Source organism: Brevundimonas vesicularis, from assembly GCF_027105095.1.
GTDB classification, from domain to species: Bacteria; Pseudomonadota; Alphaproteobacteria; order Caulobacterales; family Caulobacteraceae; genus Brevundimonas; species Brevundimonas vesicularis_E.
Genome location: NZ_CP114278.1, coordinates 2310749 through 2330008, shown reverse-complemented (window position 1 = coordinate 2330008; position 19260 = coordinate 2310749). Strand labels below are relative to the sequence as shown.

Annotated in this window: 13 protein-coding genes and 1 tRNA gene; 10 read left to right on the top strand and 4 right to left on the bottom strand. The window is 65.7% G+C overall.

All coding sequences use genetic code 11. From position 1 onward, the window contains the following. On the bottom strand, positions 1–504 hold the full coding sequence (locus O2K97_RS11620; protein ID WP_269219371.1) for a c-type cytochrome: 504 nt from the start codon (positions 502–504) through the stop codon (positions 1–3). Between the two features lie 151 nt (positions 505–655). Here O2K97_RS11620 and O2K97_RS11615 point away from each other — a divergent pair, with 151 nt between their 5' ends. From O2K97_RS11615 to O2K97_RS11605, 3 genes are read left to right on the top strand one after another with little or no spacing between them, the layout of a single operon-like run. Beyond that, on the top strand, positions 656–922 hold the full coding sequence (locus O2K97_RS11615; protein WP_039247243.1) for a FeoA family protein: 267 nt from the start codon (positions 656–658) through the stop codon (positions 920–922). After that, positions 922–2790 (top strand): ferrous iron transporter B, encoded by a 1869-nt coding sequence (gene feoB / locus O2K97_RS11610; RefSeq protein ID WP_269219370.1) that lies wholly within the window; start codon positions 922–924, stop codon positions 2788–2790. The genes O2K97_RS11615 and feoB overlap by 1 nt, the downstream gene beginning before the upstream one ends. Positions 2791–2823: 33 nt before the next feature. Next, positions 2824–3588, top strand: a complete 765-nt coding sequence (locus O2K97_RS11605; RefSeq protein WP_269219369.1) for a prepilin peptidase — start codon at positions 2824–2826, stop codon at positions 3586–3588. Here the strand turns inward: O2K97_RS11605 and O2K97_RS11600 are convergent. Further along, positions 3585–4211 carry a TetR/AcrR family transcriptional regulator gene (locus O2K97_RS11600; protein ID WP_269219368.1) on the bottom strand — a complete coding sequence of 209 codons (627 nt, stop codon included), beginning with the start codon at positions 4209–4211 and terminating at the stop codon, positions 3585–3587. The two genes, O2K97_RS11605 and O2K97_RS11600, sit on opposite strands and share 4 nt — an antisense overlap. Positions 4212–4232: 21 nt before the next feature. Continuing rightward, positions 4233–4308, bottom strand: a tRNA-Thr gene (locus O2K97_RS11595). Positions 4309–4791: 483 nt separating this feature from the next. Here O2K97_RS11595 and O2K97_RS11590 point away from each other — a divergent pair. From O2K97_RS11590 to O2K97_RS11580, 3 genes are all read left to right on the top strand, one after another. After that, positions 4792–7716 carry a TonB-dependent receptor domain-containing protein gene (locus tag O2K97_RS11590; protein WP_269219367.1) on the top strand — a complete coding sequence of 975 codons (2925 nt, stop codon included), beginning with the start codon at positions 4792–4794 and terminating at the stop codon, positions 7714–7716. 120 nt (positions 7717–7836) lie between these two features. Then, a complete protein-coding gene (locus tag O2K97_RS11585; protein ID WP_269219366.1) occupies positions 7837–8511 on the top strand; it encodes a response regulator transcription factor in 675 nt (224 codons plus the stop codon). A 90-nt stretch (positions 8512–8601) separates the two neighbouring features. After that, a complete protein-coding gene (locus tag O2K97_RS11580; protein ID WP_269219365.1) occupies positions 8602–9618 on the top strand; it encodes an AAA family ATPase in 1017 nt (338 codons plus the stop codon). 88 nt (positions 9619–9706) lie between these two features. Here the strand turns inward: O2K97_RS11580 and O2K97_RS11575 are convergent, their stop codons facing one another. Continuing rightward, positions 9707–12454 carry a M16 family metallopeptidase gene (locus O2K97_RS11575; RefSeq protein ID WP_269219364.1) on the bottom strand — a complete coding sequence of 916 codons (2748 nt, stop codon included), beginning with the start codon at positions 12452–12454 and terminating at the stop codon, positions 9707–9709. Positions 12455–12648: 194 nt separating this feature from the next. On the opposite strand from O2K97_RS11575, the gene O2K97_RS11570 reads away from it, so the two are divergent. From O2K97_RS11570 to O2K97_RS11555, 4 genes are read left to right on the top strand one after another with little or no spacing between them, the layout of a single operon-like run. Continuing rightward, the gene (locus O2K97_RS11570) at positions 12649–14106 is read left to right on the top strand and encodes a hypothetical protein (protein ID WP_269219363.1); all 1458 of its coding nucleotides are present in this window, start codon (positions 12649–12651) and stop codon (positions 14104–14106) included. Continuing rightward, positions 14106–15065, top strand: coding sequence for a DUF58 domain-containing protein (locus O2K97_RS11565; protein WP_269219362.1), 960 nt, complete (start codon positions 14106–14108; stop codon positions 15063–15065). Before O2K97_RS11570 ends, O2K97_RS11565 begins: the two co-directional genes overlap by 1 nt. Further along, positions 15062–16771, top strand: a complete 1710-nt coding sequence (locus O2K97_RS11560; protein ID WP_269219361.1) for a hypothetical protein — start codon at positions 15062–15064, stop codon at positions 16769–16771. Before O2K97_RS11565 ends, O2K97_RS11560 begins: the two co-directional genes overlap by 4 nt. Before the next feature lie 10 nt (positions 16772–16781). Continuing rightward, a complete protein-coding gene (locus O2K97_RS11555; RefSeq protein WP_269219360.1) occupies positions 16782–19256 on the top strand; it encodes a VWA domain-containing protein in 2475 nt (824 codons plus the stop codon). Positions 19257–19260: the final 4 nt, after the last annotated feature.

Below are 19260 nucleotides of genomic sequence, written 5' to 3'. Positions count from 1 at the left end.
TCAGGAGGCGGGCGCAGGCTCCGGCTTGTAGCCCGTCTCCACCTTCAGGAAGGCGATGACGTCGCGGCGATCCGTGGCGTCGGGCAGACCGGGGAAGGTCATCTTGTTGCCGGGCAGGAAGGTGCGCGGGTTTTCCAGCCAGTGGTCCAGCTTCTCGGCGTCCCAGGTGAAGTTCGCCGTGCGCATGGCGTTGGAATAGTTATAGCGCGGGCGATCTCCCGCCTTGCGGCCGAACACACCGTACAGGTTCGGCCCCGCCATGTCCGGGCCGCCTTCGCCTATGGTGTGGCAGGCGCGACAGCGCGCAAACGCCCGACGCCCGTTCTCGAGATCGCCCGCATTGTAGGGGGCGGGCAGGGAGGCCAGCAGGGTCGCCTTTTCCGCATCCGTCAGCACGTGAAGCGGCGCGGCAGGCGTAGTTGTGGACGGCTCGCCCTGGCCACAGGCGGCCAGAGTTAAAAGCGGGGCCAGAAGAAGGGGGGCGACGAGGGTTTGGCGTGTCATGGCGGCTTCCTGTTTGCCTTGTGATAGCGCAACGCATCGGCGTGGCAATTGGTCAAGCTGTCCCGCTGGACGGAGCCCCCTCGCACCTGATAATCAGTGTCAAAGAAACGCGGAGCCGTTGGGGAGCGGCCTCGCCCGTGCGAGCGTAGAATTGACCGACACCATCAAGTTGAGCCAGGCCCGACGCGGCGATCGCGGCGTCATCGTTCAGGTGGGCACCCATTGTCACCATCAGGGCGAGGCGGTCGAGCTGGAACGCCGTCTGCTGGAATTGGGCTTTGTTGAAGGCGCGCAGATCGAACTGCTGCACGAAGGTCTGTTCGGACGCGACCCCATCGCTATGAAGGTGGACGACATGCGCGTGGCCCTGCGTCGCCACGAGGCGGAAAGCCTGTCGATCCGACTGGGCGCCGCCTGATGGACGTTGCGCTGAAGACGGCTCGCGTCGCGTTGGTCGGCAATCCCAACAGCGGCAAGACGGCTCTGTTCAACGCCCTGACCGGCGCTCACCAGAAGGTCGCCAACTACGCCGGCGTGACGGTGGAGCGTAAGGAAGGCCTGATCCGCGCCGCCTCGGGCCGCACGATGTCGGTGCTGGACCTGCCCGGCACCTATTCCCTGCGCGCGCGCAGCCCGGACGAGGAGGTCACGCGCGACGCCGTTCTGGGGCGACTGGCCGGCGAGACGCCGCCCGACGTGGTGGTCTGCGTCGCCGACGCCACCAATCTGCGTCTGGTCCTGCGCCTGATTCTGGAGCTGAAGGCTGTCGGCCGGCCGATGGTTCTGGCGTTGAACATGTATGACATCGCCCAGCGCCAGGGCCTACGCATCGATCTGGAGCGACTGCGCGCCGAACTGGGCGTGCCGATCATCACCACCGTGGCGACGCGCAAGCGCGGCATCGACGATCTGGTCGTCGCCATTGAGGCCCAGGCCGCCGTCGCCGCCATGACCGAAAGCCAATGGCGCAGCCCTGACGCCGCCGAGCTACGAGCCGCCGCCCGCGAGGCCGAGCGGATCATGAAGGCCTGCGTCCGACCTCCCGAGCGGCCCGACACCCTGACCGGCAAGATTGACTCGGTGCTGCTGCATCCGGTCGGCGGGCTGCTGATCCTGTTTGCCCTGCTGTTCGTGATGTTCCAGGCCGTGTTCAGCTGGGCCGCGCCCGTAATGGACGGAATCGAGGCCGGCATCGCCTGGTTGGGCGGCTTGGTCGCCAATGTCCTTCCCGACGGCCTGCTGCAAAGCCTGATCGTGGACGGGGTCATTTCCGGCGTGGGCAGCGTGCTGGTGTTCCTGCCGCAGATTTTGACCCTGTTCCTGTTCATCATCGCGCTGGAAGATTTCGGCTATATGGCCCGTGCGGCTTTCTTGATGGACAAAATCATGGGCGGCGCTGGGCTCCACGGCCGGGCCTTCATCCCGCTGCTGTCCAGTTTCGCCTGCGCCATTCCCGGCGTCATGGCGGCGCGGGTGATCGATTCGCGACGCGACCGCCTGACCACCATCCTGGTCGCCCCGCTGATGACCTGCTCGGCGCGCATCCCAGTCTATACGCTGATCATCGCCGCCTTTATTCCGAATGAGACGGTATGGGGCTTTGCAAACCTTCAGGGTCTGGTGATGTTCGGCCTCTATGCCGCCGGCATCGTCAGCGCCCTGATTGTGTCCCTGCTGATCCGCAAGGTGTTCTGGCGCGGCGCGGTCGAGCCCTTCATGATGGAGCTTCCGGCTTACAAGACGCCGGACCTGCGCAGCGTCGGCTTCAATCTGTGGCTCCGGGCCAAGATCTTCCTGAACAGGGCGGGCCGCATCATCCTGCCGCTCGTGATCATTCTGTGGGTGCTGGCGACCTTCCCCTATCCGCCGGAGAACGCGACCCTGCCGGCCATCGACTATTCGTTCGCGGGCATGATCGGCCGGGCGCTGGAGCCGATATTCGCCCCTATCGGCTTCAACTGGCAGATGGTCATCGCCCTGATCCCCGGCATGGCGGCACGTGAGGTCGCAGTGGCGGCGCTGGGCACCACCTACGCCATCGCAGACGCCGAGAATGCGACGGGCCTTCTGGCCTCGACCCTGGCGTCGCATTGGTCGTTGGCGACGGCCTTGTCCTTCTTGGCCTGGTACATCTTTGCGCCCCAGTGTGTGGCCACTTTGGGCGTGGTGCGGCGCGAGACCAACTCGCTGAAATGGACTTGGATCATGATCGGCTACATGTTTGGTCTGGCCTATCTGGCGTCGCTGGTGACCTATCATGTGGCGGTGGCGCTCGGAGGCGGCTAAGCCAGAAGGGTTCGCCGCCTTCGAGACGCCCTGATGAATCCTGTACTCGCCGCCGCCGTCATGGGCGGGCTGGGCGTGATCGTCGGCAGTTTCATCGCCGCCGTCAGCGTTCGCCTGCCGCGCGACGAGGACATCGTCGTCGCCCGCTCGCGATGCCGGGGCTGCGATCAGACACTACGCCCTTGGGAGCTTGTGCCGGTCTTCAGCTGGCTTGGCTTGCGCGGGCGGTGTGCGCGATGCCGCACGCGGATTTCGCCGCGTTATCCGCTGATCGAGTTAGCTTCGGCCGGCGTCGGCATCTGGGCCGGGGTGTGGGGCGCGACAGGCGCCGCCTCAGTATTCATAATCGCCGCCACGGCCGTTCTGGGTTGGCAGTTGTTGCTGATCGCCATCATCGACGGCGAACACTTCTGGCTGCCGGACAGTCTGACCCTGCCCTTGATCTCTACAGGCGTCACGGTCGCGCTGATTCTGGACTGGGGCCTCGGCTTTTCCCATCTGATTGGCGCGGCGGTCGGTTTTGGCGGACTTTGGCTGGTCGGTTGGCTGTACCAGCTCGTCCGCAAGCGCCAGGGACTGGGGGGAGGCGACCCCTTCCTGTTCGCGGGGGCAGGGGCCTGGGTCGGCTGGATGGGCCTGCCCAGCGTGCTGCTGTGGGCCTGCGCGGTAGGGCTCAGCCTGGTTTTCAGCATTCTGGTGGTCCGGCGCAGCGTCAGCGGATCGGATAAGCTGCCTTTCGGCGTCTTCCTGGCCGTCGGCATCTGGCTGACCTGGCTGTATGGGCCGCTGGGTCTCTAACGTCCTGTTGTCAGCTTGACGATGATGATGGCCGCCGTATCCAGAATGGCCTCGGGCGTATCGGCCCGCCGCAACAGATCGAAACTGGCCGCCGTCGATTCGGCGATGGAGGCGATCTGATAGGAGGCCAGCCGCGGATTGTAATCCTTGGGATGCAGGCCGCTGGCGTGGGCTTGGGCCACGCGGCGTTCGATGGACAGGTGTAGTCGGCGCAAACGGCGCACCCGGCTCTCGACGAAGGCGGCGTCGCCGTTGTCCGCCAGCATATGTTCGACACGCAACACCTGACCGTGACTACGCCAGATCGCCATCACGTCCAGAATGAAGGCGCGCGCGATGACGAAGGCCTTGTCGCCCGGCCAGTCGGCCTGGAAATGCGCCGCCAGCCCCTGAAAATCCGCTGCGGCGACCTCGCACAACGCCAGAACAGGTTCTTCGACCGTCTTGAAATAGGTGTAGAAGTTGGAAGGCGATACACTGGCGGCCGAGGCCAGATCGGCGACGCGGATTTCACCGTAATGCCGCTCGTTCAACAGGCGTTGGGTTGCGTCGAGGATCGCCTGGCGGGTTCTGCCGCCTCGCGCACCGATCTTGTGGCCCAGCTTGTTGGTTGTGTCGGCCATGTCCCCGATGTTCGAAAAGCGTGGTGCCGGCTGCAGGAATCGAACCCGCGACATCCAGTTTACAAAACTGGCGCTCTACCAACTGAGCTAAGCCGGCCCGCATTTGCGGTCTCGCTCTTATGTCTAGGCTGTGGCTGCGACGCAAGACGATGCTGCGCCGCAAACGGACAAATCCCGCCGACACGAGGAACTGTCTGATGTCGGCAGCACGACAAATCACCCGCCTAGTTGAGCGGGTAGTTTATGAGGTTGGCGACACGCTCAATGGTCGTTTGAGGCATGGACAACCCGTGGTTGAGGTAGACGGAGAGGATCGTGCGTCAGCTGTGTCCAAGAGGACACGATCGGCAAGATTGTTGCGTGCGGGTTGTTGCGGGGTGCGATTTCATCTCACGGCGTTAGGGCTGCCAGTTTGGTGCAAGCTTGGCGACGTATCCATGACGGTGTTGCAACGTGCTGCGGAATTTCTGCCGGTCACTGAACGCCGCGTCATTCCCTTCACCACGCAACGGAGGTGGAAATTTTCGCCGGCGTGGCTGGCAGGGGGAATGACGTGACGACGAGACCGATGAGCACTTCAATGCTGGCGCTGATGCTCTGTGCATCTGCTGGCGGGGCCTGGGCCCAATCGGCTCCGCAGCCGACGGAAGCTGAACGCGCCCGCGCCGCTCAGCCAGCCGGTGAGGCTTCGGTCGTGGAATCGGTCGAGGTGACAGGGAGCCGTCTTGCAACGGGTGACCCGACCTCGCGGGTCATTGTCATTTCGAAGGAAGAAATCCAGGCGCGCGGCGTGACCAGCGTCGAGCAACTGATCCGGACTCTGCCGCAGAACGTCAACACCATCGGCGCCGTCACCAATGAACGCGCGCGGGGGCCGCTGTCCAATCGCGGCAAGGTCGGTGTCTCGCAGATCGGCTCGCTCGGCGTGTCGGCCGCCAATCTCGGCGGCCTGGGCGCCGGCAACACGCTGATCCTTGTCAACGGCCGGCGCGTCGCCGGAGCCGCAGGGATCGAGGATGGTTTTGCTAACCTCAACGGCATCCCCCTCAGCGCCGTGGAGCGTGTCGAAATCTCGATTGGCGGCGCGTCCGCCATCTATGGCGCCGACGCCATCGGTGGCGTCATCAACTTCATTCTGCGCAAGGATTTCGTCGGTTCGACCCTGACGGTTCAGCACGAAGAGTCCAGCAATGACGCAGACAACAGCCGCATAAGCCTGTTCTCCGGCTATTCCTGGGGCTCCGGCAACATCTCGGGGACGATCGACTACAGCCGCCGTAAGCCGGTCAACAACTATAAGAGCGGCTATGTCACGCAAAACTACGCCAGCTACTACGGCGGCGACACGTCGTTTGATCTGCGGTCGTTCAGTCGCGGGCTGCAGCCTGGCGTCATCGACCGTGGCTACTATTCGTTCGATCCGCCCGATTACAATGCGCGTTACGTCGCGCAGGGTCTGACCGTCAGGCCGGGCCTGGTTGGTCGTCCCGGTTTGAACGACTTCATTACAGTCGGGGCTGAGGCCTTGCCGGACATTGTGCCGGAGTTGGCCGGTCCGGAGTCTGACACGATCAGCGGTACGCTCAACTTCGAGCAAAAGCTGACCAGCAGGCTGACAGCTTTCGGCAACGCACTATATTCGCGCAGCAAGAACGAGCAGGACATCCTGTATTCGGAAGGATTGCGCGTTCAGCTGGCCCCTGGCCAGGCTTACAATCCCTTCCCAGCCTATTATTTCGACCGATTCACGCCGGGGCCGCTGGTGGCCTACAACCCCAAGTCGGAGGTCGACGCGGGCGAGCTGCCGACAGGGCGGATTTCGAATACGGCGACACAGTGGAACCTGAATCTGGGCCTGCGTTACCAGATCAACACCGACACCAAGGCGGAGCTTTTTTACACCACCTCCAAATCCGAGACGTCAGGTCAGAGCCCGCTGTTAGGCTCTACTGTTGAACTCATCAGAGACGCGGCCGCCCCAAACGGCGTGAGTTGCTATAACTTCCAGCTTGCGCAGAACCAACTCAACGGTACGGACCGGGAGATGCTCCAGGCGGTCTTCGACCGGCAATGCCTCGCCTTGACGAGCAGCGACCCCGCGCTCGCCTTCAATCCCTGGAAGTCGTCCGCCGACGGCGGCGGGTCCAGTGTCGCCGACTTCTACTATATTCCTGTCACCGAGGAGCGGTCGACGCGCACCGAGAACTGGGAAGCGCGGCTGACGGGTGCCCTGTGGGCGCTGCCCGCTGGGAAGATCCGTTACGCGGCGGGGGCCGAGATGTCTGTGGACGACACGGACAGTAAGGAAGTCCGTGTCCGGACCATCAATCCGGTCACGAGCGACCGCCACGCCTACTTCGGCGAACTGACCGTTCCGATCTTTGGCGAGGGTTTCAACTATCCGGGCGCGCGATCCCTGTTGTTGAGCCTGGCTGCGCGACGCGACAGCTATAAGACCTCGGGACCGATCGGCACGGTCAACAATGTGCCCTATTCCCAAGGCGGAGAACTGCTCTACGAGTCCAACACCTTCGCCAACACCACCCCGGCCATCGGTCTGCGCTGGGAACCGTTCCAGGGCCTGGCGCTCCGCGCTCGGTGGACCGAGGGTTTCAAGGCGCCGCCGTACACGCAACTCTTCAACCCGACTGGCACTCAGCGTTACACCACGACGATCTCTGACGATCCGCTTTACACCTGCACGACGGACTGTGTGCGGCCAAGAACCTATGTCGTCCCAATGGTCGTGGCCCCGAACCCCGACCTGGAGCCGCAGGTGTCCACGCAATACACCCTGGGCTTCAACTGGCGTCCCGAGGGCGTACTGAAGGGCTTGACCCTGGATGTCGCCTATAACTCGACCAAGATCGACAGCGAATACGCCAACCCCAACGACCTGCAGACCTTCCTGACCCGGCGCGAGATTCTTCAGCTTTCTCAGTTCTATCCACGCGACGCCAGCGGCAAGATCATCGAGGCGAGGAACTACACCTTCAACATTATCGGCTCGGAATATGAGTCGATCGCCTACGAGCTGAGCTACCTTTGGCCGACGCGTTGGGGCACGTTCGAGCCGAAGATCAATGTGTTGGACAATATCAAGTCGGAACGCCAGGCCTTCGCCAATCGCGAACCCGTCTCGAACCTGGGCTTCCTCCAGGGGCCTGACGACTACAAGGTGGTGGGCTCGGTCGGCTGGTATTATCACGACATGAGCGCATCCCTTTGGGCCTACTACACGCCGAAGTACACGAACGACTACGAGGTCTTCCGGGCCGCCGGCAACGTAACCGACGAGCGGAAGTTTGTGCCGGTCGATGACATGCTCATCCTCGACCTGACGGCCGCCTGGCGGGTCACGAACGACATCCGCATCAGTTTCGCGGGTCGAAACATACTGGATCAGGCGCCGCCGTTCGTGGTGGTTCAGGGGCGGCCTTACGATACGGGACGCTACAATGCCGCAGGTCGGACCTTGTCTCTGGAGCTCCAGTATTCATTCTGACAAAAGCAGGGCGCGCACCAGCGCGCCCTGCCTCTGGGCCGACGGCCTGCCTGTTCGTTAGAAGGCGAAATGCTTCATATCCGGCCAATACGGATTGGAGCGTCAGAAGGGAGGTCGGAGGTGCGTCTGTTGCTGGTGGAGGACGACGTCGACGTTGCGGAAACGCTTGTCGTCTACCTGGAAAGACAGGGCTTCGTCGTCGATGTCGCGCCATCTCTCGCGATCGCAAGGACTGCCGTCGACGCGAATGACTTCGACCTTGTGCTGCTGGATCGAGGATTGCCGGATGGCGACGGGGTTTCCCTGATCGCCTATTCGGCGCATCGCAACCGCCGTCAGCGCTATATCATCCTCACGGCCATGGCCGCGCCGGATCATCGTGTCGAAGGCCTTGAGTCCGGCGCCGACGACTATATCGCCAAACCGTTCGAGCCGCGTGAACTTCTGGCGCGAATTCGCATCGCCCTGCGTCGTTCGCTTGAGGCGCGTCGTGAGACTCGTCAGTTCGGACCATTGATGCACGATCTGGAAAGCGGTGTCTTCTTCATCGACGAGGCGCCTTTGACCCTGCGCCGCACCGAGGCGCTGGTGCTGGAAGCGTTGATGGCCCGGCCCGGCGCGGTGATCCAGCGCGAGACGCTGGAGGCGCGGGTCTATGGATACGACAAGGTCGTCAACGCCAACTCGCTTGAGTCACAGATTTCACGGCTGAGGACCAATCTGGCGCGGCGCACGGACAAGGTGCGCATCCAGGCGGTCCGCGGTCTCGGCTATTGTCTGGCGGCGGAAGGCTGACGCCGCTTCGGCTTTCGAAAGGCCTGCCAGACTGGTGCAAGCCTTCTATGCCATACCCTGTTTGACTGGATCTAAGTGTGCGGATTTTCAATGGTTTCGACTGACGACGTAGAGCTGGCCCGCCAGAGCGCGGCCGCGTTCAAGGAAACCTTCATCAAGATTCGCGCCGAGGTCGGTCGGATGATCGTGGGTCAGGCCGATGTCGTCGATGGCGTTCTGACGGCCTTGATGGCGGGCGGCCACGTCCTGCTGGAAGGCGTGCCGGGATTGGGCAAGACCATGCTGGTCTCGTCGATCAGCCGGGCCATCGACCTGCCGTTCTCACGCATTCAGTTCACGCCCGACATGATGCCCGCCGACATCGTCGGCACCACGGTCCTGACGGAAAGCGAAGGCGGCGGTCATGAACTGACGTTCCAGCAGGGACCGATCGTCTCCAATTTGGTTCTGGCCGACGAGATCAACCGCGCCACGCCCAAGACCCAATCCGCCCTGCTGGAAGTGATGCAGGAACGCCAGGTCACGGTCGGTCGCCGCACGATCAAGATGCCCGAGCCTTTCTGCGTCATGGCGACCCAGAACCCGGTGGATCAGGAAGGCACCTATCCGCTGCCTGAAGCCCAGCTCGATCGCTTCCTGTTCAAGCTGGTGGTCGGATATCCGTCCGAAGCCGACTATCACGCCATCATCGACCGCACGACGAGCGGCCATGACGTCGTTCTAAACGCGGTCACCAATGCGGAGACTCTGCAGCAGATGCGAGCGGTCGTCCGTCAGGTTCCGGTCACCGAGGCCGCCAAGGCCTACGCCATCCGTCTGGTCATGGGCACCCAGCCCGGCAGCGACTATGCGCCCGACAGCATCAACCGCAGCGTGGCCCTGGGCGCGTCGCCGCGCGGCGTACAGAGCCTGATGCTGGCCGCCAAGGTCCAGGCCCTCTTGGACGATCGGTTCTCCGTCTCCACCAACGACGTCGCAGCTGTCGTCATGCCGGTGCTGCGTCACCGGCTGGTGCTGAACTTCCACGCCCAGGCCAACAACCTTTCGGCCGACGACCTCCTGGGAGAGGTCCTGGCGCAGGTGAAGCGCCCCTACGCGACGGACTAGCCCCCAATCTGGACCGTCAAAGAGGGTGCTTAAGGGCGCCGCGGGATCCTGCTTGGCCCGCGGCGCTTTTTTTGAGGAGGTCCGCCGATTAGCGGACCTTGTGGCCATAGACGTCCCAGACCTCGACAGGGCCATAGTTGAGCGCGCGGACGGAGGTCTCGATCTTGGACAGGTCGCCCACCACGACCCAGGTCAGGCGGGCCGGATCGTAGGTCCGCCGGGCGACAGCCTGGACCTGATCGAGCGTGACCGCCGTCAGACGAGCGCCTGAAGACGCTGCATGATCGTACGGCTGGCCATACGCCGCCGCGCTGGTCATCGCCGCAAGGAAGGCGCCGTTGCCGGAAAAGGCCGAGGGCAGGGCAAGCGTCCGCGCGGTGCGATCCCGTTCCAACTCTTCGGCCGTGGCCGGCCTGTCGGCGACATAGGCGGCGATCTCCTTGCGGATCTCCGCCATCGCGTCGGCCGTCCGGCCGGCCTCGACCGTGCCTGAGGCGGTGAAGGTGCGTGGGCCAACGGGCGTGTCGGCCACGCCGCCGGTGAAGCCGTAGGTCCACCCCTTCTCCTCGCGCAGATTCATATTCAGCCGGCTGTTGAAGGCGGCGCCCAGGATGGAGTCCGCTAGGGACGCCGCCGCCTGTTCCGCGACGAACGGCGTGGTCAGCTCGCCCACCGTCAGGCTCGTCTGAGCTGCACCAGGCGCGTCAACCAGGATGATGCGACCTGGGACGCCGGTCGCCGCGCCTCGCTCGTTGAGAGGTGTCGGGGTGATGCGTCGCCAGTCGCCGAAATATGACTGCGCCAGCGACTTAGCCTGCTCGAGTGTGATGTCGCCAACGATATAGAGGGTGGCGTTGTTCGGGCCGATCTCGCGATCGTGGAAAGCTTGGATATCGTCGCGTGACACGGCCTTGGCGTCTTCGCGCGTGCCGATACGACCGAGAGGATGGTCTTCGCCCCATATCGCTCGAGAATAGATTGGGCCGGCCGCCTGGAGCGGATTGCGCTCATAGGCGTCGAACTGGGGGGCGACTTGATCTAACGCCTTGTCGATCTCGGTCTGAGGGTAGGTGGGGTGCCGCACCACCTCGGAAACAAACCTGAAGCCGTCGTCCAGGCGCGCGGCGAGCATGGTCCAACTCACGGCGCTCTGCCGACTTTCAGCACCGGCGGCGATGTTGACGCCAGCCTTGGTCGCCTCGCGCTGCAGCTGTTCGACGGTGTAGCGGCGCGAGCCGCTGGTCAGCATGGCCACGGCGCGATTGGCCGTGCCACGTCCATACGCCTCTTCGGCAAGCGCGCCGGTTGAGAACTGCAGGCTGGCGCTCACGATCGGAAGATTAGGGCGATTGGCCACAACGATCTTGAGCCCGTTGGCGAGCGTCGCCTCGGCCACGGCGGGGAAGGCGATCGTCGTGTCCGCCGGGCCGGGATCGGGCATGCGCGTGGGGTCGGCTACGCCGGACGGTGCGGCGACAGGAACCGGCGTCGGAAGCTGGACCAGCTCATAGTAGGGCCGCGAGAGCACGCTCTGCGTCAGCCGCGCCAATGCGTCCGGATCGACATCGCTGATCCATTCGCGCTGCTTGAGGAAATAGACAGGGTCGTCGTGCGTCACGGCGCCGTTGGCGAGCCAGGCGCCGATCGCTGCGCTGCTTTCCATCGTTTTCAGGAGAGAGATGTCGGTGGCCGTCACGACCTGTTCCAGACGATCTGGGTCGGGTCCAGCGGCGAAGAAGGCCGCCAGTTCGCGATCGATGGCCTCGCCGGCGGCCTGCGGCGTCACGCCAGGCTTCAGGGCGACGGACAGGGTGAAGGCGCTGGCCAGTTGACCTTCGCCGACGGATGCGGACACGCCGTCGGCGATTTTCAGCCTGTCGACCAGAGCGTCGTGCAGCGGCGTGCCGCGCCCCGCCGCCATCGCACGGGCTGCGAGTTGCGAGAGCGTGTTTTCGCGCGGCGACGCATTGCTGAGCGGCCAGGTCCGCGAAATGACGGCCGCCGGAATATTCTCATAGACAATATCGCGCCGGATGTCGGGCATCGACGGAGTCCAGCGATCCGGTCGACTGATCGGCTCGCCCTGGCGAACGCCGCCGAAATAGAAGGCGACCTTTTCGCGCGCCGTCGCGGCGTCGATGTCGCCCGCAAGGACCAGCACGGCATTGGAGGCGCCGTAGTTGGCGTCGAACCAGGCCTTGACGTCGCCAAGGGTGGCGGCGTCCAAATCCTCCATCGAACCGATGGTCGTATGGGCGTAAGGGTGTCCGGCAGGGTAGTAGCTCTTGAGGAACTGCGCCTCAGCCGCCCGACCCGGGCCGAGTTCGCTCTGGCGCTTCTCGTTCTTCACCACGGCCCGCTGCTCGTCGAGCAGCGCCTGCGTCATCCCGTCTGTCAGATGGCCCATGCGGTCCGCTTCCATCCACAAAGCCCGGTCTAGCGCGTTGGTGGGCACCGTCTGGATATAGTTTGTGTAATCGGTTGTGGTGCTGCCGTTCAGGCCCGTGGCTCCAACGGCTTCCAGCGGCGTGAAATATTCGGTGGGACGATTGACCGTCGGCTGGAACATCAAATGTTCGAACAGATGGGCGAAGCCGGTCTTTCCGACGGGCTCGTCCTTGGAGCCGATCCGGTACCAGACGCCGACAAAAACCGTGGGCGCGGTGTGATCGGTGTAGACCAGGGTCGTCAGGCCGTTCGGGAGGGTGAAGGTCTCGTAGGGGATGCGGACCTGGCCCAGTTCGGGGCGCGCCTGGGCCAGCGCCACGCTCGAGGCGCCGCAGGACAAAAGGACGGCCAGCACGACGCCGGCGATGGGTTTTCCGAAGGTCTTCAAGGTCGATCCTCACACGCCGAAGTCGCGTGGCCGCCATCAAACATACGAAGCTTGCGCCAGCCTGACGTCCGACAGCCTCGCCCTTGGAGCGCAAGGAAAAATGGCCCTCGCTAGCGCACAGGCTGTAAGGTTGGTGCAAGCTGACGGTCCTATGTGACAGTTCTGATGAGTTTGCGCGGGTCGAAATGGAACGGATGATCCAGGGCGTCGATGATGGGTTGCGTCGTCGCCTCGATCGTCTCGAGACGCGCGGCCGCAACGTGCTGTCGACCATGGGTCGACGTCAGGTTTTCGGAACGGCGCTGGCCTGGGCCGCGCCCGCTTCGCTTCTCGGCCCTGCGGCGCTCGTATTGAGTGCTCCGTTTGTCGCGCCAAGCTTGATCGCAACGGCCATCGCCGTCGTCGTTCCTCCTGTGGTGGCGATAGGCCTGGCCTATGCTCAAGCGCATCAGTCGACTGCGCGGTCCCGCACTGCGGCCTTGGCGCTTCTCGATCAGCGTCTGAGGTTGAACGACCGTCTGCAGACGTCCGACGAGTTTGAACGGCTGGATCGCCGGACCGCCTTTCATGATGCTGCCCTGCTGGAGGCGGCGCCGTGGGTGGCTCGGGCGCAGGACAGTCCGCTGGCCGATGAAGCAGGCGCGCTGAGGCTTGGCCGCTCACGCCTCTGGCTTTGGCCGGTCGCGGGCCTCCTGTGCCTCGGCGCCGCCTTCGTCATGCCTCAGTTCGCAACGGGCGCCGCCGGCGGAGCGTCGAACCCGGCGAGAAGCGACCTGACGCCAAGATCGGCCGTCGCCGTGTCCGACGATCCCTCGGTCGATCCACCGTTGATGGCTGGAGCGGCTCCCTTTGCAGAAACAGGTCGTGACGCGGGCGCTGCCGTTCGGAGCGGTGAGGACAAGCCCGGGGCTGGATTGATCGCCGCGTTTCAGCGCCTGATCGCCCGCCTGTCGCCGTCGGGGGGCGCCGCCGCGCCGGCGCAAAGCGCCGCCGCGCGTCCGGCGGCGCCGTCCCAGTCCGCCGCCAGCGGCGAAGGCGCGGGCCGCGGCGGTCAGGGCGGAGCGGGAACCAGCGCGTCCCGCACCGGCGCGGCTCAGGGTTCTGACGGCGAGCAACCCCGCGATGAGGCGCAAGAGGCGCAAGGCGTGGCCGGCGCCCAGATCGAAGCTGACGCGTCGACCTCCCGCACGTCGGGCGGACAGTCCGCCGGCGCCCGCCAGAACGCGCCGTCGGCCAGCCGGCCTCAGCCGCCTCAGGAGGGTTCCGGGTCATCGCAGAGCGGCGAGGGGCAGCAGCCCGGGCGCAGCCGGCGTGGCGATCAGGGCCAGTCCAGCCGAGAGCAGGGCGGCGGGCAGGGCGAGAATGGCAGTCAGAGCGGAGCCGAGACTGGTCCCAAAAAGGGTCGCGGCGTGTCCAGCCTGATGCTGGCCACCCCGATGCAGGATCAACTCAGCGGGATGATGAGTCCCGGCCGCGTCAGCACCACCACACGTGATGGCGTGCCCCAGCCCCTGCCGGCGCGTGGCGCGTCGGCCCAGGATCGTGGGAGCGCTCGGGGCGAGGCGCGACGGACAGCGCCGCTGGCCGCCAGCGCCCAAGACCTGCGTGTCACGCGCGACTACTTCAATGCGCGCAACGCGGGCGGCCGCTGATGCTCTTTCACCGTCGCGCGGCCGTCGCCGCGCCAGCCGCAGTCGCTGGCCTCGCCGATCCCCTGACCTTCGAGGCGCTGTTCGATCCAGCCTTTCTGGCGGCGCTTCGTCCGTTTTCGCTGCGGATATCTCGCGCCCAGAAGGGCGGCCGTTTGGCCGAGCAAAGGACCAACGCGCGGGGACAGGGCGCGGAGTTCGCCGACTTCAAACCCTATGTGGCAGGCGACGACCTGCGTGCCATCGACTGGAACGTCTATCGCCGCCTGGGACGCCTGTTCGTGCGGGTGTTCGAAGAAAGCCAGGACATGCCGGTCTATTTCTTGGTGGATCGGTCGCGGAGCCTGTTCGTCGAACAGCCGCCGCGCATTCATGCGGCCCAGGCGGCGACCCTGGCCCTGGCGGCGGTGGCCTTGGACCAGCACGATTCCGTCGGCCTCTTCCCCTTCTCTGACAAGCTGGAAATCGAGTTTCGAGCGGTCTCCGGAAAGGGCAACCTCGCACGCGTAGCGCATAGCCTGGCGGGATATTCGGCGCTGCAAGGCACAGGCCTGGCGGCGGCCCTCTCTCACCTGGCCGGCCTTCGCTTGCGCCAGGGGTTGGTGATCGTGGTGTCGGACTTCTTCGATGAAGCGGGCGTCGAGGCCGTGGTGCGCGGGCTGGAGCAACTGCCGCACCGGCTTCTGCTGGTGCAGATCGTCAAAGCTCATGACGCCGATCCTGAGCGTCACCCGGATTTGAACGGCGACATCCTACTTGAAGACGGCGAACACGCCCAGCCGACCTCGGTTACGGTCACGCCCGATCTGATGGCCCGCTACAAGGCCGCCTACCGTCACTTCAGCAACGTCCTGTCGGACTTCGCCCGGACACGGGGGGCGGGTCTCGTCCAGATCGACGCCGACCGGCCGGTGCGCGACCAACTGTCGGCCCTGTTCGGCCAGGGCGGGGTCAGGCTGTGAGTTTCCTGTCCCTTCCGATGTGGGCGGTCATCGCCGGCGCCGTCGGCCTCGCCGCCCTGCTGTTCGCCTTGCAGATTCTGAAGGCGCGACAGAAGCTTGTGCGGATCGCCGCTGCCGGCCTTTGGGCGCAGGCGGCCAGGGTCACACCCTTGCGAGTGTTTCGGCAGCGGTTCCAGCGCTGGTTGGCCTATCTGCTGATCCTGACGATCGCCCTGTTGCTCTGGATCGCCGGCGCACGGCCCGAGATGACGCCCGGTCGAGACGCAGCGGATCACATCTTCTACCTCGACGCCTCGGCCGTGCTGATGGGACGTGACGACCTGGCGCAGGCGCGTCGCGCCCTGATCGCCGATGCCCGGAACACCGATCCCGCGCGCCGCGCCGTCTATCTGGACGGCGCGGTCGCCACGCCGCTGCTGCAGCCTGGCGAAAACCTCGCCCTGCTCAGTCAACGGCTGGAAGACGTGAAGGCCCGGCCCGCGCCCTCCAGCTTTGCCCATGCCGTCGCCGGTCGTGAGTTGGACGGCGCGGCGTCGTCGGGTCGGCCTTCCGTCATCCACTATTACGGCGCCTGGTCGGGCGCGCGGACAGTCGCGCCATCTGCCGATCGGCGTCTGGTCTATGGCTATCTGGCCGCACCGACGCCGGACAATCGCGGCGTGGTCGCACTCGGCGCATCGCCCGCCGCCTCAGGCGACGCCGTTCGTGCGGATATCCTGGTTGAGGCGACCGGCGCAGATGGTCGTCCCTTGCCGGCGGACGCCCTGCGTTTCAGTCGCGATGGGCGCGATGTCGGGGTCGAAACCCTAGCTCGTCCCGACGGACGGCTGATCGTTCGGGACGTGGTCGCGGACGGCGCTCTGTTCACCGTCCGACTGGCGCGCCCAGACGCCTTCCCAGCGGACGACCAAGCCAGCTTGCGCCTGCCGGACGAGCGCCCTGTAAACGTCGCCTTGTCGCCGGGCGCCCCCGCCGCCGTCGTGCGCGCCGTGAGGCTCAATCCCGCCTTTTCTGTCACAGCGCCGCAGGACGCCCAGGTCGTGGTGCGGCGTTCAGGCGAGCGGTTCGGCGAGGACCGCCCAGCCCTGGTCGTCACCCAATCTGGCGATCAGCCCGCTTTTGTCTTCACCTATGGCGTCGGCGAGCCTGAGCCGGACCTGTCCGGCGCGCTGGACGCCCTTGGGATGTCCGACGTCGAGACCCAGGCGCTGGCCCGCACGACACGGCGCGATGTCTCGGCTGAAACGCGGCCGGGCCAGCAGCGGAGCGTGGCGGTCTGGTCGGCCCTGTTCGACGATGGCGGTGGATTTCCGGCGGCCGCCAGCTTCCCCGTCTTCGTGTCGCGCACCCTGTCCTGGCTGGTGGATGCCGGCCCCTGGGTTCCCTATGCCCAGGCCGGAACCGATCTGACTGATCAGTCGGACCTCTATGGCCTGTCTTCCGATCGCCGGATCGCCGAACGCGCCCTGAACGGCGACCTGTATTTGAGCCAGGCGGGCGAGACCCGGATCGGCGACCTGCGCCTGGCCGTCTCCTTGACGGATCGCGAGATCACGATGGACGCCGCCAGCGCCGCGCCTTCCGATGTCGTCGTGACGTCGGTGCGGGGTCCGGCTGTCGATCTTCTTTTCATCCTGCTCGTCGTGATCGCCGGTCTGCTGTTGTTGCTCGAGTGGCGGCTGCATCAGCGCGGCGCGATGGCCTGAGAACCGCGCCGTGAACCTGACCTTTCTTCATCCTGAGGCGGGCTGGCTCCTGCTGCTGATCCCCGGATTCGTCTGGTGGGCGCGCAAGGCTTCCAGGGTGCGCGTTGCCCTTCGTACGACCGTCTTCGTGGCGCTCGTCGCGGCCCTGGCTCAACCCAGTCTGATTGTGCGTCGGGGCGGTCCGACGTCGGTGATCATCGTGGATCAGGGCGCTGCGCTTTCGCCTGCGTCTCGCGCGCTTGCCGCCTCGGCCGCCCAATCGGTGGTGGCGCGGGTGGAACGCAACGGCCCCGTCGTTGTCATCCAGCGGGGCGGCGCGCCTCTCGCCCTGAAGGCGGCGCGGCACGTCACCTTGCCGGAAAGCGGCCAGACGGGTGGCATCTCTCATGCGCTTGATTTAGCGCTTGCAGCTTTCCCGCTCGGCTCAGAGGGCAGGGTCACGATGATCGGCTCTGGCCTGGGCGCCGATCGCGTCTGGGGGCGTTCCGTCGATGCCCTGTTGGCGCGTGGCGTGGTCGTGGACAGCGTGCCAGTCACCGTTGGACGCCGGGACGCCTTCATCTCCGACGTCGCCATTCCTGCAGGCCGCGCCGGCGAGCGCGTCTCGGCGCGGGTGCGGCTGGACGGCGTCGGGCAGGATTTGTCGATCTCGGTGTTCAGCGGCGATCGGCGGGTCGGCGGGGCTGGACCGATCGACCTCGACGGCCCTGCCAGCGTGGCTCTGGCCATCCCCCTCGATCAACCAGGCTTCATGCCGCTACGTATCGAGCTGACACGCGGCGGCGCTGTCGCCAGCCAGTTCGAGACGGCGGCCGCCGTGCAGGATCCGCTTCCCATCCTGTATGTCGACGGAGGCCAGGCCGGCGGCGCGGCGGCGCTTCAGAGACTTGCGGGTCCGGGTCTTCGCATCGACAGCCGGGCGCCGGCGGCCTTGGGCGGCATCGACCTGTCGGCCTACCGCGCGGTCATGTTGGATGATGTGCCCGCGTCTGCGCTGCCGGTTCCTTCGCAGCAACGGTTGATCGAGGCGGTCCGCTCTCGCGGTCTCGGCCTGATGGTGTCCGGTGGGGACAGCGCCTTCGCCGCGGGCGGTTACGCCGGCACGCCGCTCGCCGCCGCCTTGCCCGTGACCATCCGCCAGGACGAGCAGACCGAGGATCCCAGCGTCGCCGTCGCCGTCGTGATCGACACGTCAGGCTCGATGCTTGGCGCGCCGCTTGATCTGGGCAAGCAGGTCGCGCGCCTGGCGGTGCGCAAACTCACGCCGGCAGACAGCGTCGGCGTGGTCGAGTTCTACGGCGGTCGCCAATGGGTCGCGCCGATGCAGCCTGCGCGAGATGTTCCTGAGATCGAGCGCGCCATCGGTCGGGTCCAGGCCCAGGGCGGAAGCGAACATCTCTTCGGCGCCCTGCAGGAAGCCTATTATGGGCTTCAGAACACCCAGGCCCGCTATCGCCATATCCTGGTGATCTCGGATGCTGGGGTGAACGCCGACCGCTATCCCCAACTGATCCGACACATCGCCGAGGACCAGGTCACTGTATCGACCGTGCTGGTCGGCGGCAGCGTCGAGGGCCAAGCCCGGATGGCGCAGTGGGCGCGGCTGGGGCGGGGTCGGTTCTATGTCGTTGGGGACGAGTTCAACCTTGTCGAGATCAACTTCAAACAGCCGCAGCAGAAGCCTCAGCCGGGCGTTAAGCGCGGAGGTTTCGCCCTGGCCGCATCCGCCCCATCTTTCGGTTGGGGTGAGTTGGCGGCGGCCCCGCCCAGGCAGTTGGACGGCTACACCCAGGCGGGCGTAAAGCCGTTGGCGCAGACCCTGATCCGCACGACGACCGGCGAGCCGGTTCTGGCGTCCTGGCAATGGGGCGCCGGGCGTGTGACGGCGCTGATGACCGAGCCTGTGGGGCAGGGAACCGCCCGTTGGCGCAACTGGTCCGGCTACGGCGACTGGATGCAAGGCCTGATCGCCCGCACGGCCGACCCGCGACCCGACTGGGATGTCCGTCTCGGCCGCGTCGGCGACCGGGTCAAGATCGTGGCGCAGCGTGTCCGCAGCGCCGGCGCCGACGCGCCGCAGATCCGGTTGATGGACGCCGCAGGCCAAGCTGGTCCCGCGCTTTCGACAGTCGAACGGGCGCCGGTTCTGTTTACGGCGGAAGGCCCTGCGCCGACGAAGTCTGCGGTGCTCGCCGAGGTTCGCGACGGACGCGGCGTGTCCCGAGCGGCGCTGCCGGCCGTTTCCGGCGGTCAGTCCGACCGCCCGGTCTCCGAGGCCGACGGCCTGCCACTGGATGAACTCGCGCGTCTGACGGGCGGGACGGTGATCCAAAATCCGTCTCGCATCAGCGCCGTCGCCCTCTCGCCGGCACGTCCGCCCGCCTCGGCGCTGGACCTTTGGGGCTGGCTCTGTTGGTTGGCTTTGGCCCTCTATGTCGCCGACATCGTCTATCGTCGCTGGCCGCCTCGGCGGATCGCCGTTTGAGATC